The 23,954-nt window shown below is 26.6% G+C and carries 28 protein-coding genes; 25 read left to right on the top strand and 3 right to left on the bottom strand.

Features of this window, described 5'->3' with window-relative positions; genetic code table 4:
• The first annotated feature begins 242 nt into the window (after positions 1–242).
• The 9 genes from E7Y35_RS02645 to E7Y35_RS02605 all read left to right on the top strand — a co-directional run bounded on the left by E7Y35_RS02645 (position 243) and on the right by E7Y35_RS02605 (position 8,888).
• Positions 243–1,484, top strand: a complete 1,242-nt coding sequence (locus tag E7Y35_RS02645) for a hypothetical protein (RefSeq protein ID WP_283272804.1) — start codon at positions 243–245, stop codon at positions 1,482–1,484.
• 18 nt (positions 1,485–1,502) lie between these two features.
• The gene (locus E7Y35_RS02640) at positions 1,503–3,098 is read left to right on the top strand and encodes a hypothetical protein (RefSeq protein ID WP_283272803.1); all 1,596 of its coding nucleotides are present in this window, start codon (positions 1,503–1,505) and stop codon (positions 3,096–3,098) included.
• Between the two features lie 11 nt (positions 3,099–3,109).
• Positions 3,110–4,126, top strand: coding sequence for a hypothetical protein (locus E7Y35_RS02635; RefSeq protein WP_283272801.1), 1,017 nt, complete (start codon positions 3,110–3,112; stop codon positions 4,124–4,126).
• Positions 4,127–4,385: 259 nt separating this feature from the next.
• Positions 4,386–5,078 (top strand): hypothetical protein, encoded by a 693-nt coding sequence (locus E7Y35_RS02630; protein WP_283272800.1) that lies wholly within the window; start codon positions 4,386–4,388, stop codon positions 5,076–5,078.
• A gap of 16 nt (positions 5,079–5,094) precedes the next feature.
• Complete coding sequence (locus E7Y35_RS02625) at positions 5,095–5,409, top strand: hypothetical protein (protein ID WP_283272799.1); 315 nt, start codon at positions 5,095–5,097, stop codon at positions 5,407–5,409.
• The gene (locus E7Y35_RS02620) at positions 5,393–5,581 is read left to right on the top strand and encodes a hypothetical protein (RefSeq protein WP_283272798.1); all 189 of its coding nucleotides are present in this window, start codon (positions 5,393–5,395) and stop codon (positions 5,579–5,581) included. The genes E7Y35_RS02625 and E7Y35_RS02620 overlap by 17 nt, the downstream gene beginning before the upstream one ends.
• A 271-nt stretch (positions 5,582–5,852) precedes the next feature.
• The gene (locus E7Y35_RS02615; protein ID WP_283272797.1) at positions 5,853–6,848 is read left to right on the top strand and encodes a hypothetical protein; all 996 of its coding nucleotides are present in this window, start codon (positions 5,853–5,855) and stop codon (positions 6,846–6,848) included.
• Entirely contained in the window at positions 6,848–7,231 is a 384-nt protein-coding gene (locus E7Y35_RS02610; RefSeq protein WP_283272796.1) for a hypothetical protein, read from the top strand. The genes E7Y35_RS02615 and E7Y35_RS02610 overlap by 1 nt, the downstream gene beginning before the upstream one ends.
• Positions 7,232–7,466: 235 nt before the next feature.
• Entirely contained in the window at positions 7,467–8,888 is a 1,422-nt protein-coding gene (locus E7Y35_RS02605) for a hypothetical protein (protein WP_283272795.1), read from the top strand.
• A gap of 9 nt (positions 8,889–8,897) precedes the next feature.
• On the opposite strand, the gene E7Y35_RS02600 is transcribed toward E7Y35_RS02605, so the two are convergent.
• Entirely contained in the window at positions 8,898–9,308 is a 411-nt protein-coding gene (locus E7Y35_RS02600) for a hypothetical protein (RefSeq protein ID WP_283272794.1), read from the bottom strand.
• 310 nt (positions 9,309–9,618) lie between these two features.
• On the opposite strand from E7Y35_RS02600, the gene E7Y35_RS02595 reads away from it, so the two are divergent.
• The 4 genes from E7Y35_RS02595 to E7Y35_RS02580 all read left to right on the top strand — a co-directional run bounded on the left by E7Y35_RS02595 (position 9,619) and on the right by E7Y35_RS02580 (position 11,072).
• The gene (locus E7Y35_RS02595) at positions 9,619–9,945 is read left to right on the top strand and encodes a hypothetical protein (RefSeq protein ID WP_283272793.1); all 327 of its coding nucleotides are present in this window, start codon (positions 9,619–9,621) and stop codon (positions 9,943–9,945) included.
• A 166-nt stretch (positions 9,946–10,111) separates the two neighbouring features.
• On the top strand, positions 10,112–10,501 hold the full coding sequence (locus E7Y35_RS02590) for a type II toxin-antitoxin system antitoxin SocA domain-containing protein (protein ID WP_283272792.1): 390 nt from the start codon (positions 10,112–10,114) through the stop codon (positions 10,499–10,501).
• A gap of 26 nt (positions 10,502–10,527) precedes the next feature.
• A complete protein-coding gene (locus tag E7Y35_RS02585; protein ID WP_283272791.1) occupies positions 10,528–10,824 on the top strand; it encodes a hypothetical protein in 297 nt (98 codons plus the stop codon).
• A gap of 92 nt (positions 10,825–10,916) precedes the next feature.
• Positions 10,917–11,072: a hypothetical protein gene (locus E7Y35_RS02580; protein WP_283272790.1), complete on the top strand. Its 156-nt coding sequence runs from the start codon at positions 10,917–10,919 to the stop codon at positions 11,070–11,072.
• Positions 11,073–11,088: 16 nt separating this feature from the next.
• On the opposite strand, the gene E7Y35_RS02575 is transcribed toward E7Y35_RS02580, so the two are convergent.
• Entirely contained in the window at positions 11,089–12,810 is a 1,722-nt protein-coding gene (locus tag E7Y35_RS02575) for a hypothetical protein (RefSeq protein ID WP_283272789.1), read from the bottom strand.
• 108 nt (positions 12,811–12,918) lie between these two features.
• On the opposite strand from E7Y35_RS02575, the gene E7Y35_RS02570 reads away from it, so the two are divergent.
• From E7Y35_RS02570 to E7Y35_RS02545, 6 genes are all read left to right on the top strand, one after another.
• On the top strand, positions 12,919–14,094 hold the full coding sequence (locus E7Y35_RS02570; RefSeq protein WP_502957516.1) for an Mbov_0401 family ICE element transposase-like protein: 1,176 nt from the start codon (positions 12,919–12,921) through the stop codon (positions 14,092–14,094).
• A 378-nt stretch (positions 14,095–14,472) separates the two neighbouring features.
• Positions 14,473–15,411: a BMP family ABC transporter substrate-binding protein gene (locus E7Y35_RS02565; protein WP_283272787.1), complete on the top strand. Its 939-nt coding sequence runs from the start codon at positions 14,473–14,475 to the stop codon at positions 15,409–15,411.
• Positions 15,412–15,476: 65 nt separating this feature from the next.
• Positions 15,477–15,737 (top strand): hypothetical protein, encoded by a 261-nt coding sequence (locus E7Y35_RS02560; RefSeq protein ID WP_283272786.1) that lies wholly within the window; start codon positions 15,477–15,479, stop codon positions 15,735–15,737.
• 54 nt (positions 15,738–15,791) lie between these two features.
• The gene (locus tag E7Y35_RS02555; RefSeq protein WP_283272785.1) at positions 15,792–17,510 is read left to right on the top strand and encodes an MSC_0882 family membrane protein; all 1,719 of its coding nucleotides are present in this window, start codon (positions 15,792–15,794) and stop codon (positions 17,508–17,510) included.
• A 73-nt stretch (positions 17,511–17,583) separates the two neighbouring features.
• The gene (hemW, locus tag E7Y35_RS02550) at positions 17,584–18,663 is read left to right on the top strand and encodes a radical SAM family heme chaperone HemW (RefSeq protein WP_283272784.1); all 1,080 of its coding nucleotides are present in this window, start codon (positions 17,584–17,586) and stop codon (positions 18,661–18,663) included.
• A gap of 53 nt (positions 18,664–18,716) precedes the next feature.
• Positions 18,717–20,060, top strand: coding sequence for a Sapep family Mn(2+)-dependent dipeptidase (locus tag E7Y35_RS02545; RefSeq protein ID WP_283272783.1), 1,344 nt, complete (start codon positions 18,717–18,719; stop codon positions 20,058–20,060).
• A 63-nt stretch (positions 20,061–20,123) separates the two neighbouring features.
• Here E7Y35_RS02545 and E7Y35_RS02540 read toward each other — a convergent pair whose 3' ends face one another.
• Positions 20,124–20,387 carry a hypothetical protein gene (locus E7Y35_RS02540; protein ID WP_283272782.1) on the bottom strand — a complete coding sequence of 88 codons (264 nt, stop codon included), beginning with the start codon at positions 20,385–20,387 and terminating at the stop codon, positions 20,124–20,126.
• Positions 20,388–20,578: 191 nt separating this feature from the next.
• On the opposite strand from E7Y35_RS02540, the gene E7Y35_RS02535 reads away from it, so the two are divergent.
• The 6 genes from E7Y35_RS02535 to yihA all read left to right on the top strand — a co-directional run bounded on the left by E7Y35_RS02535 (position 20,579) and on the right by yihA (position 23,920).
• Entirely contained in the window at positions 20,579–20,812 is a 234-nt protein-coding gene (locus tag E7Y35_RS02535) for a hypothetical protein (RefSeq protein ID WP_283272781.1), read from the top strand.
• Positions 20,754–21,071: a hypothetical protein gene (locus E7Y35_RS02530; RefSeq protein WP_283272780.1), complete on the top strand. Its 318-nt coding sequence runs from the start codon at positions 20,754–20,756 to the stop codon at positions 21,069–21,071. Before E7Y35_RS02535 ends, E7Y35_RS02530 begins: the two co-directional genes overlap by 59 nt.
• Before the next feature lie 13 nt (positions 21,072–21,084).
• Positions 21,085–21,528 (top strand): hypothetical protein, encoded by a 444-nt coding sequence (locus tag E7Y35_RS02525; protein ID WP_283272778.1) that lies wholly within the window; start codon positions 21,085–21,087, stop codon positions 21,526–21,528.
• A gap of 279 nt (positions 21,529–21,807) precedes the next feature.
• Positions 21,808–22,518: a hypothetical protein gene (locus E7Y35_RS02520; protein ID WP_283272777.1), complete on the top strand. Its 711-nt coding sequence runs from the start codon at positions 21,808–21,810 to the stop codon at positions 22,516–22,518.
• A gap of 20 nt (positions 22,519–22,538) precedes the next feature.
• Positions 22,539–23,321, top strand: coding sequence for a TrmH family RNA methyltransferase (locus E7Y35_RS02515; RefSeq protein WP_283272776.1), 783 nt, complete (start codon positions 22,539–22,541; stop codon positions 23,319–23,321).
• Positions 23,321–23,920, top strand: a complete 600-nt coding sequence (yihA, locus tag E7Y35_RS02510) for a ribosome biogenesis GTP-binding protein YihA/YsxC (protein WP_283272775.1) — start codon at positions 23,321–23,323, stop codon at positions 23,918–23,920. The genes E7Y35_RS02515 and yihA overlap by 1 nt, the downstream gene beginning before the upstream one ends.
• The last annotated feature ends 34 nt before the right edge of the window (positions 23,921–23,954 follow it).

Raw genomic sequence — 23,954 nt, 5'->3', positions numbered from 1 at the left:
AACAAACGATGAAGATATTAAAACTGTTTTATTTAAGGCTAAGTATGATTCAAAAGAAGATATTGCTGTAATTAAAGCACAAATTGAAAACAATTATCAAGACTTATTAAAAGTAAAGCCTGTTAATACAGGGGGAGTTATTGATAACTCAAATGTAAAAACGGATGATGATAAAAATAACGATGCTTCATATATTGAAGATGAGCAAAAAAACAAAATATATTTTTAAGGAGGAATAGAAAATGCCAACACCAAACGATATAAGATTAACACCCGGTTTAGATAAAGTAAAAATTAAATATTTAGATAAATTTGCTGGGATTGTAGCAAAAAAATTAAATGAAAGTCCAATCATGCAATGAACTGCAAAAACAGGGATTAAAATTGAAAATGGGAGTTTAATTTATTTTAAAGCAGGAGCAGATGAGGAATTAGAAGCGGCTAGATCAGCAGTTGATGTTAATGCATGAAGTAATATAGAGGGGGAATTAAAAATACCTTTCAATACTGAGTATTCAACGAAAGCAGTTTTATTAGATAAAAATGAATATCAGCAATTTAATTTAGACGGTAATCCTCAAGCACTAAATGATCAATCATTATCAGTAAAAGCAGATAAAGTTAGAAAACTAATAGGTCGTGTAACAATGGGATTATGAATGACAGGAAAAACTGAAGATGGTTTAGATTGTGGAGATGGTCCAGTTACTACACATTCATTTGAATGAAAAACAAATTTAGCAAGTAATACCCGTCAAGAAATTGCTGAAGATTTTGATAAATTCCAAAGATTTATGGATTTAAAAATTGAAGAGATCAAAAGAATTGGTATTAATGATGCAACTGGAAAAAATGTGCAAGACCCGTATAGAACAGGTGTCACTGTAGATAAAACTAATTACAAAGTTGCAACTTCACCTGATTTTCGTAGAAGATATCAAATTTGAGTTTCAGTTTATAATCAAACAGTTACAAATTTACAACAAGATTCATATGGAAATTTAAACGGTTTTGATTTATATGAAGATATATTTTTACCATACGTTGGAATTACAACAAAAGGAATGACAGCAAAAAGTAGTTATGGTAATACTAATAAAATTGAAATTATTGAGGGAACTCAATCAGTAGAATTTATGTTTATTAAAGTTGGAAATTTAATTAAAGGTAATGTTTTTGACTTTATGTGAGATAAAAAAATTGATAGAACTGAGGCTCATTTAGTTGGATGAAGTGGTAAATTAGGTGCAGGAACAATTTTTCCTGATGAAATGTTTGCAATAGATTTTGCAAAAGTAACTCCGCCACCTGCACCAACAAAAGGAAAAACAGATAAAAAAGGAAAAAGTGAAAATGATACAGGATCAAATGAAAATAGCAATGAAGATGTAAAAACTGATATGCAAGATAGTGAACCTGTATCTAAATCGGATACTAATAAAAGTAATAAGAATGTAGATAAAAACAAGGCTACTGGTAAGTAGTCTTTTTCCTTTTAAAATATGCCACTTGGAACAAGCAACACAGCTACTGCATATCCGGTAACGAAACCTGTAAGAATTCCAATTAAACAACAAGAAGATGATTTTCTTAAAGAATTATTTAAGTTTCTAGGAATTCAAGTTTTAGCATTAGCACTATCTACAATTACTGGAGGATTAGCATCCGCAATAGGTTTAGGAGCAGGGTTGTCAAATTTCGCCGCCGCATTTATATCTTTTGGTGTAGAAGTTTTAACAGATTTTGCTGTTAATCAAATTTATGACAAATTAACTTATGGTATTACAACAAAAAGTACAGCATTGAATTTGTTACCTGCAGTTGTGGGTATTGGAAAATTAACTCGTGGGTATAGAACTACAAAAATATTGAAATTAGCACAGAATACAAAATTATTAACCAAATTAGGTATTAGAACTGCAAAAAATTTAGAAGATATAGTAAGACAAGTTAGTGGTAAAAAGATATTAACATCAGAAAAGTTCTTATTTAATTTTACTAAAAAAACAACTAATGAAACAGTACTTTATAGTTTAGGACAATTAGCAAGAAAAGATTTTTACAATGGTTTTAAAAATTATGGTTTTAATCACATAAACGATTTATTAAAAATTGAAAAAAATATTCAAAAAATAAGTCCTAATTTATTACAAAAAATTCCTAGATTAAAAGAAAAATATGCAAATAAAATACTTAGTCAATTTGGACTTAACTCAGATCAAATAACAAAAATTTCAACTGATGAATGATATTATGTTATGAATAAGTTACATAAAGCAGGTATAGGAAAAAATTTAATTTTATATGCAAATTCAGTTAGAACTGCAAAAATATTTAATAGTAAAGTAATTAATTTTTTAGGAAACACAACTCAAAAAATTAATAAGATACTAACATATATTAATCCAAATTTTTATATTAAAAAAATAACTAAAAAATTATTAGCACCAATTGAAAAAAGAATTTTATCTATTAAACAGAAAATTATTTCACAAGTTCATAATAAATTACAAAAGTTATATTCCAAATTTGAATTAAAAGCAATTAAGAAAGGAAAATTATTACCTTTCGCATTTGGATCAGATGTATTTTTGGCAGTTCGTATTGAACCATTATCTATTGTTGGCGAAGTTGCATTAACTATTTATTATAAGAATCCAAATTATGAACCAATTATAATAATGACTACTGCTATAAAAGCCGAAAAATTTGTTTTAGCAAAAGAGCCATTTATTTATTACATGAATAGTGAATGATTTATTGGTTGAGGAACAGAAAGTGGGGGCTTATTTAGTTTAGTTTCATTAGCACCTGACCCGGTTAGAAAAGTTGTATTTGACTCTTTTAAAATTTATAGAGCAATAGCAAAAATTTTAAAAATAAGAGAAGAGTTTAAAAATAACTTTAATAAAAATAAACTTAAAAAAACTGCAGAAGAAAGTATTTTTCAAAGTTTATTAGGTGGTGGTTTACTTTTTGAGGGATATAAATTATTTAGAGAAAAAGGTAGTTTAAAGAATTTCATTAAAAGAAAAGGTATATCAAGTAGTAAAAAATATATTACTAAAAAAATAAATTCTAAAAAGAATAAGTGATAGGAGGTATTAGAATGTTAACTGAATTATGAGAGGGTGTATCATTAACGGCATATACAGATTTTTTTCCATTAACAGGAAAGATAACTGCTGTTCCTGCAAGGTATAATAAATTTTTTAAAGGTGATTTAGATTTATGATTTAAAACGTTTGCTTTACGTGCACAAAATATGATTAATTCTTATTTGAATTATCCATTTTCAAAATTAAAATTTGAAACATTTAAAGATAGATTTTTGAAAAAGACATGTAGAGATATGGTTTTTATTACTGTTGAGCATTGAACATTCAATAGATCTCCTATTGAGTTTTTTACTTCTGCAACTTTAAACTCAGGGGATATTAATTATTCATCACAAAATGACCCTATGGTTACTTGGCAAGGGCTATTACCAACTTATGGTAAATCCTTAGCAAATTTAACTAGTTTAAAAAAGATGTTTAGATTTTGTGATCAAGAGGGAATAGATTTGTCTGAAATTGATTTAGAAGCATACTATACTATTTTTGAGGTGGATGCTATTGTTGAAATTTTAGTAAATGGTGGAACGTATATAGATACTAATACAAATAAAATAATACTTAAAGGTTTAAAAGAATTAGATAAAATTACAACAGATCATGAACTTAGAATAAAAGATAATGAAGAAAATATTAAAGATAATTCTACTGAAATTAAGACTATTAATAAAAATATTGGTGATGTAAAAAAATTGGAAACTGTTAATAAAATAATAGTTCCCTCAATAAATGAACTTAATAAAAATGTGACTGATTTAGCTAGTGTAGTAAAAGTGGGTGGAGATTATAATAATCAAAAGTATATTGGTGAAGACAATTTGCAACCTAAAAAAGATTTAATTAGAGACATATTTATAAAATTGGTTGCGGGTCCAAATATTAGCATTGAATATATTACAGATGAAGATAAAATAAAAATTTCAGGTACAAATGATTTCAGAATTGATTTATCAACTATTACATTTATAGATCAAGATAAAGAAGATAAATTCCTAAATTTAGTGATATAACTGATAGCAATGTGCAAATAGTAGTTAATGAAATTATTAGTTATGTTGATAATGAAATTAAAAATACAATCCACAAGCAACAATTAATGTTGATTGAACTATGGATACATCAGATATTACTACTTCAAAATTAAAGGAATTAGTAGGAAAAATATAATTGAATTACAAATATTAGCAATAGAAGCAAGTACATTTATTAGAGGAAAAATAAAATTAATATATTATTTGATATACCAATTCAACCACCTTTACAACACCATTGTATAGTGGAACTCCAAATACTCAAGTTGAATCAGTAGCATCTAATAGTAATAATGCATATATGCAAATAAATGATGATATTTATAAAATTATTGATCCAAATACATCAATAGTAAAATTTCCTAGTTCAATGTATAAAGAAATAGCAGTTGACGATACAGACAAAATATATACAATACAAAATGATAAAATATACTCTTCTGATAATCCAAATACTCCTATTGCAACATTACCAAGTGGAGGACAATATAACGCTAGAATAGCAGTAGCAAATAATAAAGTTTATGTAAGTAATGGGTCAAATATATATTCTTCTGATAACTGAAATACTCCAATAGGAAATTGAAATGTCGCCTATATTTTTAGTTCAAATAATAAAATATTTATGGTCATTAATGCAGGTAATAGTAAATATAACATTGTATCCTTAGATGATCCAAATACAATAATTTTTACTTACACAATTACAATAAATTTTCAACCTAGTTATTTTGCAACAGCAGATGGTATTGTATTTTATTTACTAACTTTTGCATCTAATAATACAGCACAAATATATTTGTCTAATGATATGAATAATCCTATTAATATTCAAAATGGAAATTATGGACCAAAAGGAATGTCAAATATGGGAACTAGAATAATAGCAGGAATAGGTGTAAACGTTTATACCTCAGATAATAAAATCTAAGAAAGGGATAATAATTATGGACTGAAATGAAATAATTACTGTAATTATGAGTTGTATAACTGCACTTCTTGGTGGGGGTTTTGGTTATCAAGTAAAAAAATCAAATAAAAGACAAATAGAAATTGAGAAAACAAAATCTGAACTTGCAGAATTTAAAAGTATTGTAACAAAAGATTTAGCAATTCAAATTGAAAATACAAATAAAAATATTACTGAAATTAAAAAAGATGTCAGAATGTTAATAAAAAGTTCTCTTTCAAATAACAATTTAAATAATCAAGGGAATATTGATATAAACATAGGAGGTAAAGAAAATGAAAAAGATATTTAAAAAAATATGAGTGTATAGTTTAAACATAACTTATAACTTAACAGCCGGAATTATAACAAAAATTTTTGTACCAAAAATTGATGCTAAAATTCAAGGTTGATTGTATAAAGCATTTGATTGACTAGATAATGGAAAATTAGATAATTCTTTTCAAAACGAAGAAAAAGAATAGAGGTGTTATAAATGGGAATGTTACCATCAAAAAGAAATTGGATAAAAAAGTACGAGATTGAGAATTATTACTTAAATTTAGAAAATACAATTAAGCTTAAAAGGGATGTAGTTTCTCAAAACATAGACGAATTTTAGAAAAACGTATTTATGAAGATAATGCAAATTTTCTTAATCCTCGTGAATTAGATATTTACATTTATGATCCCGAAACAAAAGAATTTGTAGATCCTATAAAAATTAAACAGTTTTTAATGAAACGTGATTTTTTAATGAAAAATTTACACAATGAAAATAAAATAAATGAATTTGGAAAAGGTCCTTATTTTATATTTGCTAATGATAATGAATTAAACTTTATTACAGTAGATATTTATAATGATGAATATGACGAATTAGGAAATTTGGTTAAAAGTACATTTAATTATGATCCATATAATAAGGATGATAATAAAGTTATGATTACAGAAACAATTAAAATTATTAATAAAAAAATGGTGCAAATTACACGAGATTTAAATCTTAATCAAGACGGAAATATTACAGATATGTATAAAGACAATAATTTATGAAAAGTTTACACAAATTTAGAAAGAACTCAAAATTTAGAAATTGATTTTATGCCGATTGTTATTATTCCTAATCCCAATTATGAAAAATCTGCACGTTATGGTTCTGAATTTGCAAGTATTATGGATATTATTGCTGGGAAAATAATGTTAGACCCGTTATTAAATAGTGGTAAATTTACAATTAATACTAATGGAGTGACTGGTGTTGTTGATAATGAAATTAGTAGAATGCTAGCCGCTTTTATTGAAAATGATGTTTTATTGGTTGAGGGAGACCCTGATAGTAATTTTCAACCTGTAGACTATATTCCAGGTAACTTTAAAGGTGAACAATTAACAAGAATATATGATTGGTTACTGACAAACTACTATAAAATGAACAGACATCATGTGCCGGCAATTGCCAAGGGAGCCCAACAAACAGAAACGGAAGTTGTAGGGGTTAATATTCAGACAAATGCGGCCTATGAACAAATGATTTACATTAGAGAGGTTAAATTAACTGAATTTATAGTTAAATTAATAAAATATGATAATGCTATATTAAATTCCAAAACATTTGACTTAAAAGATATAGATAAATTAGTTGTTGATGTACGTTTGCCGGTTAATGCAACGTTAGAACGTCAATTAAATAATAAGGAAAACGTGGTTAAGGAACCAAAACAAGAAAATAATGAAAGCGGGGAAGAATAATGAAACCATCTCAAAAAATGATAAATCAAGAAAAAGCAGAGGAGTTTGATGATAATGAGCCAATTGATTATACAATACCTAATATTCCATTAGATTTTGCGGAACAGTCACAGCAAAGTAGTCCTGATTTATCAGAATTATATTCGTATGATCGCCTTAGAACCCTTTATATTTATAAAATTAATAATCTTGTTAAGTCATCTAAGAAACCTGCTTTAAACTATTCCCAAAATAGTTTAAAAATAGGTTTTATTGATAAAGACGATTTTATTAAAATAGATGCTTATGAGATAAGTGATTTTAACCTAAAATTACAAGTTCAGCAAAATACTACAAATCAAGATAACTCAACAACATACGTTATGATTGATGAAAAGATATAGTATTCAATGAAATTTCTAAAAAGATAAAGAATTTTTAGAATCATATGACTTAAAATTAATATCTATTAACGAGCCAATTACTGAAGATAATAAAAATAATACTTTTATTATTGAAGAATACAATAGGGCATATTCACCTGATGGAATTACAGTATTTAAAACTACTCATTTAGTTAAAATAACAGATTTTAAATGAAAAAATCAAAATAGTATTCATATTGTTTTACAAAAACAATTGTCCGAAGAAACTATTTTTAAAGGAATTAAAATTAATTATCCTAAATCAATGTTATTAGGAAATGTTAAATGTTGAGGAAATAATAACAATTATTATTCATATGCAAAATCGATAATTAAAAATGCGCAGTTATTTCCTTTATTGTCAATGCCTATTGAAACTGAACCAAATTTAAGAATTTTTGAATATTGATTAGGTAAAAGTTTCTTAAATTGAAATTTATCAAAAAAGTATATTACTGAAAAAGACATATTAGATTTAGTGAGTATAGACAATAAAACTCCCGCAAAACGTCAGCAAACATTTAAAAATGCAAGAATTCAAAGAGGATTAGTTGGATGACAAACAGTCGCTTTTGATAATCCCCCAAACTGGCCATTAAATGAAAAAATATTAGTTGAAGATAAAATAGTTAAAAAAGTATTAACATATTACGTTGGTGCTCAATCGTATACTGCATGAATGTCAAGTGTTAGCGACAATGAATTTAGTGATGTGACTTTGGAATTCTCTGAAGCACCAGTTAATGGCGATTTACAAGATGTTTTAAAAAACTTTTTAACTTATCGTTATAATTATGACCGAAAATTTCCTGGTGCAGAATATGACGAAAAGGGAAACCCCATAAATGATTCTGCAAAACTTAGACAAAAATTCGAAGGGCAAAAACCGGAAGATGTAATTGATGGTATTTTTGAAGAATGAAAATTTAACAACCCAACATATTTATTGGATCCAGCAGTTGAAAAATTTAAGCAAATTATTTATATGTTATCTAATTGAACATACAGTAAACTAGCAGTAAATAAAGGTTATAATGATGATATTAAAATTTTATCTCCATATTATTTTGATTTAATATCTAAACCAGTTGAAAAAGAATCAGGATATTGAGAGTATACAGATTGCATAGTTAAATTAAATTCGTTATATTTTGATTTTTCAGATGGAAATAATATTAAATTAATTAATAAAGATATATCTACAAATGAAATATATAAATTAGAAGCAAATTATTATAATTGATTATCTATTACTAACGAATTAGAATCAAATAAAATACCATCTCTTATTCCTGGCGAATTGAAATTAAATGATGGTGAGTATGGTAAATATTTAACAAACTTAGTCATAAAGGATAAAATAGAAGACTGTTTAAACATATTTTCTACATTAGATAAAAATTTATTTTCTAAATTTGATTTAGTTAATGTTATTGGAAAATTTAATGAAGAATTGGAAATAGATTTTATTACGGAACTTACAGAACTTAACAATATTGAAATATCTGGAATTTGAGGGTATGGAAAATATAGCATTACACTTATAATTAAGGAAAAAGAAGAAATAATTATTAATGATTTATTATTATTTGATAAGCATAATGAGAAACTATCTTTAATTTCCTTAGAAATATAAAAGGATCCATTAATTATGGGATCCTTTTTTTATTTTTATTAAATAATAACTTGTGAGTCCCGTAGACGAAATTGCCATAATAGGAGTTAATATTATTGCAAATATTACTCCAGGGCGCACACAATAGTACATATTCATCATTTTATCAAATAATATTTTTTCTTCATCAGTTTTTGCATAAAAATCTTTATTTTTTACAAGGTCATTTAAATTATTATCTCAATCTTTTGACAAAATGAAATTAATTGGTGTTGTGTTGTAGAAGACAGGTGCAACATCGCTTTTTAATATACCATATCCATTCATAGTATGACCTCCAGGTATCATTATTGCTTTTGCTCCTAAGCACCCTAGTCCTATTATCATAAATACTATTGTAGATATTCATAGTCCTATTGCAGTTCATAATATCCTTTTCATTATTAATGTTCTCGCTTTCACATAATAGTAGGCGGTGGGCTCGCAAAATTCCGAAAATTTGAAAAAAATTTTTGGCGCCCCTTTTCAATTTTCTTGGGAAAACCTCCAAACGTTTAGTGAGGAGGTTTGTAAGGGTTCCCAATTATGTTTGAAAGAATTCCAAAATCTTTTTTTAAATGTTTGGAATTTTTGCTCGCCCAGAATTTTTATTTTTTATAATTATGTCAATCATTTTACCATGTGAATATTAAAAAATCAATATTTAATTATTTAAAGAATGATATAATAAAATTAGATAAAGAGGGTTAAAATGGATAATGATTTGAAATTTAATATTTTAGAAAGTTTAGGTTTAGATTTTTCAAGTAAAGATAAATTAATTGCTTCTATGAAAGCAAAGAAAATAGTCGGTAATGTGGAATTAAATAACATTTTTACAAATGTAAAAAATAATGACTTTGGTCTAGAAATTATTATTAAGTTACTTTTTGAAAGAATTAATAATTTAGAGGAAGAAATAGAATTATTAAAAAATAATCACCATAAAATAATGTTTCATAATCATCTTCAGGCATTGTTGGATAAGATATATTTATATTATTGTTATCAAATTTTAACTCATTTAAATATTTATTAACTTGAATTAAGTGTATAATTAGTATATAAGTTAAGACAATAAGGAAGGTGTTGAAAATGTACGATTCTATTGATATAGCAAGATTATTAATTAAAAAAATCGTAATATGTTTTGTGATGATACATTGTTAACATTTAATAATATGTCAATGTATAAAGGAGAATTTATGCTTTATAAGATAATGCATTTAGCTCAAGTGTTTTTTTTAATTTTAAACAATGAACCATTATTTGATCCTAACGATGAAGAAGCCTGAACAAATGGCCCAGTAATTAAAAAAGTCAGAATTTCTAAAACTGAAGTATTTAACTTTACTAAAAAAATGTTGCTTAAAGATGAAAAAATCATTAAATTTATTGATAAAATTTATGAGTTTTTTAAAGATTCAGATAGTGAAGATTTATATGAAATTACTCATTGAGATCCTGCTTATAATGAAGTAGATGAGAAAAAAAGAAAAATTCCATTTTCTGATCAGAAAATGGACGTTACTAAACATTTAGATTTATATAAAAAAGAGTTTAAATTAGCAATAGAATATTTTAAAAATATGTAGATTTAAGAGAAAAGTGGTTAGACTGAATGATAAGCAAAGAAAATTATAATGTTAACGAAAAATTAGAAATTAAAGATGATAGTAAAATTAGTGATTTACATTTAGGAAAAGTTTATAATTTGGTTCTACCTATGGATGATGAAGATACTAAGTCTCATCCACATGTTGTTTTAAGATGCTCAGAAGCTGATAGTATGATACTATTATGTAAAATAATTACTTTTAAACCCGATAAATTACTTCCACCATTTCAATATACTCCTTTATATAAAAATAAATATCCTTGTTTAAAAAATAATTCTATGATAAAAAGTTTGATGTAATTTGAACTGAATATCATGATTATTTATGAAATAAATCATTATTTTGGAATTGTTCATATAGTGATTGCAAAAATTGTCCTCATAGAAGTCAAATGAAGTTAAATTATTTAGAAGATGAATTTAATAATCATTTGGAAATTGTTTGTGAAATAATGGATTATGAATTAAATAGTACAGATTGGAATTATAAATTAAATCCTCGTTTAAAATTTTTTAATAAAGAATTAATTGAAAAATATAATAAATAAAAAAATAGTTTGTTGCTTATATATTCATTTTAAATCTATACGGGTAAGAACCATAAAATAATGCGTCATAAGGATCTTGATACATTTTTGGATCAGGTATGTTTGTATTATTATCACCAAATTTTAGTTCACTTAAACATTGATCTAAATGTGGGAGGGATTCTAAATTGCCGTATACTTTATTTTGGGAAAACATTTTTCTTAACCAGGTAACTCTATTATTAAGACCGGCATCTTTATTTAAAGTACTCTTATGTTTAATAGCCTTAAACATTTTTATTTTATATCCAATATATTCATAAAGTTCTGTTTGTAGTGTTTGCATAAAATCATGTCCATTAATATCATAGTGGAATGTGGCCTCTTCAAATCTATCAAATTTATCAAAACAATCGATAACTCACTGGCCAAAATATTCAATAGTTGTTGATAAATTAATTCTATTTTGAGGTGTCTCTACTTTTTCTTCTATTAAATATTTATCGTATGTTCCATCTGCATTTAATTGATATCCTGAAAATAAAAATACTGTGTCATCTTCACTACCATTAGCATAATCAATCCCAATTGAATACAAATCAAATTCGTATTGTTTAGTTTCTTTATTATAAAAGTTATCTAAATTAAATTCTTTTATATATTTTCTATAATTTCTCAATACATAAATACTTGGGTCGCTGTCGTTATATTCAAAACCGTAATATTCAAGTTCATAAAGATCAGGTCTTTCATCTTTATTTGCTAGTACTAATTTTTTTGTAATTTGAGGTATGTTATCTCAAACAGCACCCATAGTTAAACGCAAATTAAAAACTCCTAGTCCATTAAAAGCTTGTTTATTTTCAGAATAAATTTGATTTTTATCTTTTAAGATATTTTTAATACGATCATTTAGTGGGAGAAATGGAGTTACAAATTTTTTATAGAATATATGGTATTTGTCAAATGGATTGAAAGTAAATTCGTTAGAATATGTTTTATGAAAATATGTAGTAACAGTTATATATTCTTGCTTCAAAAAATCTCATTCTTTAAAAGTTCATTCTCATTCTTCAATCGGGATAGGGGAATCAAGATCATATTGTTCTACACCATTTTCATCAATATATTTTTCATACGAAACTTTTAAACTTTTTGATCTAAACATAGAAATTCGTAAATTATTATAACGTTTATCTAATTCTTTATCTGTTAAAATTTCTTTTTCTTCGGCATGTATCATTTCATCAGTTCATGCAGATAGAATCCCGGTTCCTTTTCCTACTTTTCCCATAATCTTATTACCATTTGCATAACCGGCAAATGCTATCCTTACACCGCTAGGGAATATAATTTCGCCACCCTCTTTTAAATTTTTAGGTCATTCAATGCCGTTTTCATTATCAGGTCCTAAATCAATCCCATATTTATCATATAAAAAATTACATACATTTATAGCGTCACCGAATGTTGTATCGTCGTGAGTATTTGCGTATCTTCTTAAAATATTAGATGATGTATCAAAAAAATTGCATCCTAAAAAGAATTTATATCCTATATGAACTCATGTTTTATTTGTCCCACGACCTGCAGAGACAAATTTAAAAAAACAAGAAGATGTAAAATATCTAGCATATACATCAGGGACAAAATCTTTAAATACTTCTCAATCAAAACCAAAGTTGTAATCACTAAAATTAAGATCATATTTTTTATTTAAATGATAATAACTAGTAGTCTTTTTTTTATTATATGTCATTTGTTTCCCTCCTTGAACATAGAGTTATAATTACTAATGGTTAATATTAATATATTAACTCCTGATTTAGAGGTGTGATTATTTTGTTAGAAAAAAAGAACTGATTTTATTAGTTTATTTTTTGCTAAAAAGTATGAAGAAAGTAAAATTCTATTTACAGAAAATATTAAAAATATGGATGATGTAATATTTTCTAAAAAAGAATATAAAAAATATGGATGATCTGTTAAAGAAAAACGATCTAGAAGAATAGTAGATGAATGTGGCGAATTAACTTATACCCGAAGAATTTATCGTAGATGAAATAAAGAAAATGAGGAATGAGAAAATAAAGCCTTTGTAGATGGTAAAATAGGGGTTTTAAAAAGGAAAAAAATAACATTAAACTTAGAATTAAAGATACTGGAATTAGCAGAGGGAAAAAGACAAAAAGATATTTTGCATTGTTTTCCGTATATTAATTTAACTAGAATGACAATTTCAAATATTATTAGAAAATATGATATTGAACATTTTAGTAGTCAATTATTAAATAATTTTGAAAAAGTAGATTTAAGAAATGACTTATATCTTTATATTTTTATGGATGAGGGATTTGTTACTTTACGAGATGGCAAAAATATTAAGAAATTTAGATGTAGAATAACAACATTTAATACTGGATTTAATTTCAATGAATGTAAATATAACAGAAAAGTATTAGCAAATAAAAGAGGTTTTGTTATATTAAAAGAGCAAAAAACAGGCGAAATTAACACTCAAGATTATGTTCAAAGAATATTAATGGAATTAGATAAGTACTATATTCTACCTGAAAAAATTAAATTTATTGTTGGTGGCGATGGGGACGGTTGAATTATGGAAACTGCATCCTTTTTGGGAGCAACTTACGTTTTAGATCGTTTTCATTTTGCCAAAGAACTAAGAAATGCCTTTTTAAAAGGAAGAAAAACTCAACCTAAAATTGATTTATACTATAAATGTTATAACTTATTTATACACGGTAAATGTGATCAGTTATTGAAGATTGCTAAGATTTTAAAAAAAACTGATTTAGCAAGATATATTAAGAATCATCGGCAGGGAATTCAAAATCAAAAATTAGAATACAATATTGGAGTTTCGGCCGAAAGTGATATATCTTGATTTATTAAATCAACTTTGGGATATGGGGCAAAAGCCTATGCATATAAAACATATAAAAACTTATTGTACTTAAAATTAGCAAAAATGAATAAAATTAATGTGCTATTAAATATCAAAAAATTTTACAATTTTGGATAATTTAAACAAAATAAGTTTAAAAATTTATTAATTTTTGTCGTGTTCTTTAAAAAATGTGTTAATATAATCTTAACAAATAAAGAGGGGTTGTTTCGTTTGGGAACAATAGTTTAATCCTTGTAAGAAAAAACCCGTATTCAATTTATTCATCCACCTGTTCCATCAAATTGACAAGATAGTAAATTACGTGCGAGCTATTTTGAACCAGTCGGGTTAACACCAGCAGAATTCAAAGCAGCTTATATTACCGCAAGTATTGCTGGAGCAAAGACTTTAATTCTACCTGGATTTATTCATGGGAATACAATTGGTTGAGCAGCAACATTAGCAGATAATGTAATTTTTATTGATGGTAGTGGACAAAATGTTCATAAAAATATGGATCAAAAAGCACCTTGGGCAGATAATATTGTGGGAATTTTGTTTCAAAAAGAAATTGCTGGTTTTTTAGCTGGTTTTGTGTCAGCAATGTGACTTAATTTACACCAAACAGAATTTAATCGCCAGTTAAACATTGGAACTTATGGTGGAATGGATAATCCAATTGGGGTGTCAAATTATTTATGAGGATTTTTATTATCAGCGGATGTTTTTAATGAAATAATTAATAAAAATAGTGTTTATTCTAACTTACAACAATTAAAGCAAGATATTTTGAACCTTTTGCAAGCGATTAATCCAGATATTATTGAGTTGCAACCCATTAAGAAAGTTCAAACAGTATTAAATAAAAATGAGTCATGGTTTTCACAATCATTTAATCAAGGAGATGGAAAAGTTATTTCTGATTATTTAATTAGTAAAAAAGCACATGTTATTTTTCCAGTAGCAGGACCACAGACACAAGATACAATTGATCGAATTAAATATAATCAAGCAAAGACAAAAGTGGTTGGTGTTGATACAGCCCAATCAAAAATTTATGGTGATCAATATATTATTACGAGTGGTTTATTAAATATTGCTCAAGCCACAGAAGATACTTTAACTAATATTTATTCACCAAGTTGTGGTTATCAAATAGATAGCAAAACATGAAATAAGGATAAAAAAACTAACAATTGTTGAATTAATACTGACCAGTCATCAAAAACAAATATTAATTGATTGGGCGTTGAAAAAACAAAATGAATTGATAATAAGATTATTACTTACATTAATAAAGATGCTAAGTTAACCAAATTAGCAGCAGCAGTAGGAGCAGTTTATACTAAAATAAAACAATTGCATTTTGTTGATACCCTAGCTTTAACATATGAAACACAACAGACCCTTAAAAAAGCGGTATTATTGATGTTAGAAAATAGTCTGAAATAAAAAAATATTTTTTCGTAAAAATTAAAAAATTATAGTATAATACTTTTAGATAGTGTGGTGTTTATATGGGAGGAATCTTAGCTATTAGTATTAAAATCTTAGATTTAGAAATTCCAATAATCGGGTTAGTTGGGTTTTTACTAGGATTCGCAACGCTATTATTATTTATTTATTTTATTATTACTTTTTCTTTATTTCGAAGTAAAAAGGGTAATCAAAATTGAACAAATATGATGAAATTAAAAGAAGAAACTAGTTTTAAGGAAAAAATTGAGTATTTTGAACAAGAAATTATGCTAGCTAAAAAAACGGGTGATAAAAACTAGATAATTCTTTTTTTAAATAAATTAATCTTCACAAGTAGGGTGGTGAAACAAAGTATGGGTTTTTTTAATACAGTAAAATCTTTTATAACTAAAGATAAAGAACATGATAAACAATCACAAATGCAACCAGGTAATGGTTTTAGTGATAATTTTAATTCTGAATTACAAAATCAAAATGATCCAAATTTCATCCAACATCAAGTAAATAATAATGGTATTGCCCAAAATCAATTTCCACAAGATCAGTACTTCCGCCCCAATGAGGCCTATAAACAAAATCAATTAAATAATACAGAAATGTTATATCAAAATAATAATACAATTCGTCCAGCACGAATGAATTTAAGTAATCAATATAATTATTATGCAAATAATGAAAGACAATATCTTGATGAAGAACGTGAGTTAATTACAACACCAGTAACAGCACCAACTCCACCAGGTTATGTGGAACCTTATTATAATCATGATGCAGCTAACAATTATGCCCGTCCAATTCAATCTCAAATTTTACCTCGTAGAATTCATCAGCCGATGTCGAATCCTATGCAAGAGCAATATTTAGCAGGTCAACAAAATTATAGTGGGTATTCACATCCAGAAGCAATGAATTATCAACACAATCGTGATGGTTATTTTAATGATGAACATGTTTATGTCAATCAATATCGTCGTCCTTATCAACGTCGTGTTGTTAATCCATATAGTCAGCTCCAGTTTAATGAACAATTTAACCAGTCGGAATTATCTTATGATGGAAAAAACTATTATTCGAATGTAAATCCACAACCATATTTTGATGGAAATCAAATGATGGCAAATGCAATGCCACCAGTTCCACCAACTTCTTATCAAAATAATAGTTATTTACCTGCACCTCAATTAGAAGGCCAGATTTTAGCAAATAATTTTGAAAATAATCGTTATGCTTATCAACCACAATTACCAACAAAACATCGCCGTCGTCATTTTAATCGTGAATATGCTAATAAATTAATTCCGTTAGAAATTGCCCGTGAAATTCGTTCAGAAAAGGTTCGAACATTAATTATGATTACATTTGGTCTTTTTGGAACAATGTCAACAAGTTTGTTTATTGCTTTATATTTTATTACACATCAACAAGGGTTATCATCAATTATGGAAATTCAAGCAAAATATATTCCGCATCCATTTCTAACAATTACTTTCTTATTAATTTCATTGGGATTGTTATTTGCAGGGATTTTTGATTTATCACGTGTTCGGATTGAAACAAACAATTACATTTCACATTTAATGCGAGGTAATCATACAATTCCGCACTTCTTAATTGATAATTATAAAAAAATGACCGTTCGTAGTATTATTTTAAATTGATTAGCATTCCCAACATATTTCTTTGGCGGTATTATTTTAGGAATTCTTTATGGTTTTCAACAACATGCTGGTGAAGAATTTCGTTTTGGATTTTGAAGTTGAGGAATTGTTGATGATTTAACAGCAGCAATTACAATTACAATTGCAATTTTAATTGCAACATTAGGAATTCATATTGCTAATATTGTTTTAACAAAAAAAAGAAAGGCAAATATTATTGGTTATTATGGATATGAAATTGTTAAACCAGAAGAATTAGCTGCTTTAAAGAAAAAAACGAATCGAATTTGCTTAGTTATTTTTATTATTTTTTTAATTATTTTAACATTAGTAATTTCAATCCCATGATTAATTGCGCGTCGTCGTAAACGTCGTGGTGAACCATTATTTGGTCGTTGGTTTAATCGAAATTAAGAATTGTTTTTAAAACAATTCTTTTTTCTTTAAAAATCTTTTATAATTATTACTAAAGAAATGAGGATTAATAATGATTGAACATTTATATGTACATATTCCTTTCTGTGACCATATTTGTTTTTATTGTGATTTTTTTAAAATTAAGAAATCTCGAGCAGAAATGGTTGACGAGTATTTATTCTCATTAGAGCAAGAAATTTTACAGCCACAACCACAATTTAAATTAAAAACAATTTACTTAGGGGGTGGTACACCTAATAGTTTAAGTGACAGTCAATTAGAAAAACTCCTCCAATTGCTGCAAAAAATTGATCAAACAACAATTGTTGAATATACGATTGAGTTAAACCCTGAAAAAATTACTAAAAGTCAATTACAACTTTTAAAAAAATATCATGTAAATCGTTTATCAATTGGCGTACAAACATTTAGTGATCAATTATTGAAAAAAATTAATCGTCATCATAGTGTTGTTGATGTTGTTGCTACCTATAATTTAGCGCGAAGCGAGGGATTTGATAATATTTCTTTTGATTTAATTTACAACTTATTTGATCAAACAACAGCTGATATTGAACAAGACTTAATAATGGTTTCGCAATTACAACCTGATCACATTAGTTGGTACTCGCTAATTTTAAAAGAAAATTCGTACTGAGGAAAAACTAAAGTTAAATTACCAGATTATGATATTGCTTTTGATGAAATTATTAATGCCGCGCTTAAAAAAATGGGTTATGTTCGGTATGAAATTTCTAATTATACTAATAATAATAAAAAATCACAACATAATTTAGGATATTGAACAAATAAATCATTTTGATTACTGGGACCAGGAGCAACTGGTTTTATTAATGATGATGGTTATTATTTATTAGAAAATACTCGAAAATATACCAATTGAACCCAAAAGAAAACGGAAATATTATTAGCAGATTATTATTTTCAAATTTTGATGATGGGACTACGAATTTTAGAAGGTATTAATTTACAAACAGTTAAGGATGCTCAACAAGCAGTTATTTATTATGAAACCAAAATTGCTGCTGAAGTTGCAAAAAATAATTTGGTTTTTGAAAATAATCATTTACGTTGTACACAGCAAGGATTAAATATTTTAAATGATATTTTAGTTAATATTATGGAATAAATTTTATGTTATGATATGAGTATCAAGACCCGTAGAAGGGAAAGGAAAATAAAATGGAAATAGATGTTATTAAATTACAAGAAAAATATTTTTCAGAAGCACTAACAAAAATTCAAGATATTATTCAAATTCCATCGGTGCGTAGTGCAGCAGAACCAAATGCACCATTTGGTGCAGGAACAAAAGCTGTGTTAGATTATGCAATTAATTTAGCAACCGAATTGGGTTTTAAAACTTATCAGGATCCTGAGAATCGTTATGGTTATGTTGAATATGGAACTGGCTCAGAAATCTTTGCTATTTTAGGCCATTTAGATGTTGTTCCGGCGGGAGATCTTAAAAAATGAGATTTTGAACCATTTCAAGCGCAAATTAAGGATGGCAAATTATTAGGGCGGGGGTCATTTGATGATAAAGGACCAACCATTATTAATTTGTATGCTTTAAAATATTTAAAAGATCATAATTATCAACCAGATTATTGTATTCGGTTAATTTTTGGTTTAACAGAAGAAACTGATTGAGCATCAATTAACGCATATATGACAACCGAAGGAACCCCAGCGTTAGGTTATACCCCAGATGGTGAATTTCCAGTTGTATATGCAGAAAAAGGAATTATTAATGCCGATATTATTGGCGAAGTTGAAAAATTTATTTTATTAGGTGGTGAAGCATACAATTGTGTTACTGATGTTGTTCGTTATCAAGGACCATATCTTGCGGAAATTAAAGCTAAATTAGACCAAAAGCAAATTGAAACAACGCTTGAGGATGGTTGATTAATTGTAAAAGGAAAAGCATCACATGGTAGTCTTCCTGAACGAGGAATTAATGCGGCACTAGTGACATTAGCAACATATGCTGAATTAACAACTGATTCTCCGATTGCTAATTTTGTGAAAAAACATTTATATAATGATTTTAATTTTAGTCAGATTTTTCCAACAATGAAGGATGAGACTGGTTCATTAATTGTTAATAACGGAATTGTTGAGATTAATGCCAAAAAAACGCGCTTGACCCTAAATATGCGTGTACCAATTTCGTATCAGTTACAAGATGTTGAAGAACCATTAATTGCTGAATTAGCAAAATATCATTTACAATTAACAAAGATTTCTTGAGAAAAACCAATTCATATGCCGCTTGATAGTTTTATGATTAAGAACATTATGCAGGTTTATCGTGATGTCACTGGTGATCAGGATGCAAAACCAGTTGCAATTGGTGGTGGAACTTATGCCAAGGCAATGCCAAACTGTGTTGCCTTTGGTGCTGAATTTGATATTAATGAATCAACAATGCACGCATATAATGAATATGTTAAAATTAGTGATTTACAAAAAATGTTAGAAATTTATACAAAAGCAATTTCATTGTTAACTACAAAATAACATTGAATGAAAAAAGTTTTAATAAATATTGCTGTAAAGCATATTTATTAAAACTTTTTCTTATTACATTAATTTAGCAAGACGTTGAGCAATTGATGGTTCTCCTTTTGCTCAGAAAATAATAACGAAGACTGTTCCAATAATTGTCGCCATTAAAATCCATTGTAAGAAAGAACATAATCCGTAAACAAATTTTCCTTTGCGAGTATTTGGACAATCAGTTCCAAAAAGCAATGTCCCGACAGGATTCACATTAAAAATTCATAGAATCACATTTAATCAGCAAAACAAGATGTTGAAAAGTGATGATAACATTCTTTTAGCCATAAAATAAACTCCTTTCACAATAAAAATAGTTAATACATATAACAATTATACTATAAAATTTCTAAAATCTTTGTGCCAAATCTATTGAACTCAGTGCTTTAGTTCTAGTAGTAGTTAACATATAAGTTCTTAATTTCTTGCTTCTAATTTGTGTTATAATTAATTCATTGAATTCTTTGGAGGACATAATAATGAAATTAGAAGATTTACACGATCACACTAAAACAGTTACTGAAAATAATGAACATAATAATGAAAATACTGTTAAGCATCATTATGAATATTGAATTAAGTTTAAGAATCAATTATTTGCGTATTTACACGAAATAATTAAAATTGGTAAAATTAATGCTTTTATTGTAATAATTGTTATCAGAAAAAGATATTGATGATTTAAATATTTATGATCTTTTTTTTGGATTTAGTTTTAACAAAATTAATGTAGCAAAAGAAACAATTGACCAGTTTAATGTTAATTTATGTAATAAATGTAATCAAATGAATGATGCTACTAATTCATATATTAAAGTTTTACAAAATAGTGTGGCTTGCGTTTATTGCAAGAAATTACTTTATCAAGATGATGAACATTTAGTTCTTGATAATAATAATAATAATAATAATAATAATAATAATTGCTCACGAGAATGTTTACGCAAATATCTTAATAAAACAATTAAGTAGGGAGAAAAAAGAAATGAATCATAAAGTTTTAAGTAATAACAAATGGTTAGATAAATTTGCTGAATTAATAGCAAAAATCCAACATTTGGCAAATATTCCATATGTTGATTGTGAGACTTGTAATTATGAAAACCAAATGTCAAATTTAGTTTTTGCTAATTCCTCATATGAAATTTTATCTGTTTTAATTGAAACAGCTTGTGGTCACGATGTTACCCAGGGCGTTAGTTTTTTGCGAATAGTCAATGACAATGGCAATAATTTTGAATTATTAGGTCAAGAAATTACTGAGTGTTGAGTTCATAAAGAAAAACCATGTTCTCATCATTTAAATGAGTCAAAAGAGTTTGTTTGTTATCAGTGTGATAAACTTAAATCAAAAATTATGCGTATTGATAATGTTAATGTTTGTTCGCTAAAATGTCTAAAAAATTACTTGAATCAACAAGCAAAATAAGGTTTTTGTGATAAATTTAAAGTATTGTTTCAAATAGAATTTAAAATGTATTAAATAATTTAATAATTACTTTTAAATAAAGAAGAAAGAAAAATTTAAATTCTCAAAATAATTAAATTAGTTTCTTTCTTTTTTAAATTATAATATTTGCGGGTGTTTAACGTTTTAAAAAATTTTTAAAGAACAGATTAATTTATAATTATCCTTTACTTAACGAATTATAAAAGTTAAAATTATAATTAGTTAATTAATATGGTTTAAAGAAAGAGGTTTATATTTATGCCATCATATTATGCAGAGCATATGCTAAAATTAAAGCAACCAAAATTAAAAGCACCATTAACCGAGAATGAAATTGAGACGATCGTTAAAAGTTTCAAACATTTAGTTTGCAAAATTAAAAAAGATGCGGTTATTATAAAACATGAGAAATTTGGATATGAGCTTTTCCGAAGTAAAGCTGATAATAAATATTGATCATATGCCGTTACTTTTACTGAACCAATGGATCCTTTAAAACCAATTTATAAGCATCATTGAATAGGCAATGCTTTTATTGGTTATGGGTATGATACTTTAGCAGAAACAATTGCTCGAACTTTTAAAATGATGGAACAAGGTCCAACTTCACAAACAAATTTTCGTGATTATTTAGATAGTTGAGATGAAGAGAAAGACCGTATTTTTTTGACATGAGAAGAAAAAGAATGAAGTTTTGAAAAATATTTACAATTTCAACGTTGATATAAAAAAAATAAAATTAAAATTATGGCAAAACAAGTTGGTGTAAAAGATGCTGAAGATTATAACAAAGAAAGTAATCAGCAAGATAAGCGAACAGGATTGTCAGTTTTATTAGGAAAAATGCAAGATCCACCGAAACGGCCACGAGCAATGGCGGTAGCAGTTCGCGAAACAGGAAAAAGTAAAAAACAATGAGATGACCCTAAAACAAAAAAGTATCTTGTTGGTTTTATGTATGTTAATTAAGAGAGAAAGAAAGTAAGTAAATGGCGTATCGTGAAATTAATTCAACTCAAAATGAACATATTAAATTATTGGCAAAGTTAAAAGAGAGAAAATATCGTAAAGAGTTAAATTTGGCACTAATTGAAGGTTGAAATATTCTTGAAGAAGCTTTGCAACAAGAACTACTAGTTGAGATTTTGACAACAGCACCAAACAGGTTGAAACTAAAAAATATTTCTGGTGTTTTATTAACAATTTGTTCAGAACCTATTTTAGCAAAATTAAGTCAAAGTAAAAATAGTCAAAATATTATTGGGGTGATTGATTTAAATAAGACTAAGACTAAAAGTGATTTTGAGATTAATCAAAATATTTTGTTATTAGAAAATATTCAAGACCCAGGAAATTTGGGGACATTAATTAGAACTGGGTTAGGTTTTAATTTTACTAATATTATTTTATATAATCATACGGTTGATATTTTTAATGATAAAGTATTACGCGCTAGTCAAGGGGCTGTTTTTCGAACTATTATTAAAGAACTTAATTTGGAAGAAATTAAAGTTTTGCAAGCAAATCAATATAAAGTAATTACAACTAATTTGAATCAAAAAAGTACTTTTTTACAAGATTGGCAATTTCATAAAACAGAAAAATATATTTTAGCTTTAGGAAACGAAGGACATGGTCTTTCGCCTGACTTACAAAAACTTAGTGATTATAATATTCAAGTTAAGATTAATCCAAAGTTAGAATCATTAAATGTTGCTCAGGCGGGGACAATTTTAATGTATGAAATTAATCGGCAATTGGAGGGAAAATAATGTTTAAGTTTAAAAATGCCAATTACCTTACTTCGGCAGTAAATAAAGCGGGTTGAATTAACGATGATTTATCTGAAATTGCTTTTTTAGGAAAAAGTAATGTTGGAAAATCAAGTTTTTTAAATATGTTAACAAATCAACGACAATTAGCAAAAGTTTCACAAACACCAGGAAAAACAAGAATGTTAAATTTTTTTGCAATTAATAATAATCAATTTCGAATTGTTGATGCGCCAGGTTATGGTTTTGCAAGAGTGAATGATAGTTATAAAACTGCTTTTGCAAAAATGATGGAAGAATATTTAACAGAACGAAATAATTTAAAATTTGTTTGTTTATTAGTTGATTTACGTCATTCCCCGACACAAGATGATTGTGATATGTACCAATATTTAAAGCACTTTAAAATTTTGACAATTATTATTGGGACAAAATTAGATAAGTTAAAAAAGAATGACATTCAAAAACAAGAAAAAATTATTAAAGCAAAATTAAGTTTTACTGATAGTGATTATTTTATTAAAACATCAAGCAGTAAAAACATTGGACGTGATGAATGCTGAACATTATTTGCAAAATTATTAGGATTTAATGTATAATTTAAACCAGAGTTTATTTTAAAAATAAAGGGGA

It is taken from the genome of Spiroplasma sp. SV19 (assembly GCF_030060925.1).
In the GTDB taxonomy this organism is placed as follows: Bacteria; Bacillota_I; Bacilli_A; order Mycoplasmatales; family Mycoplasmataceae; genus Spiroplasma.
The sequence above is the reverse complement of the archived record's forward strand: the minus strand, read 5'-3'. Positions and strand labels throughout refer to the sequence as shown.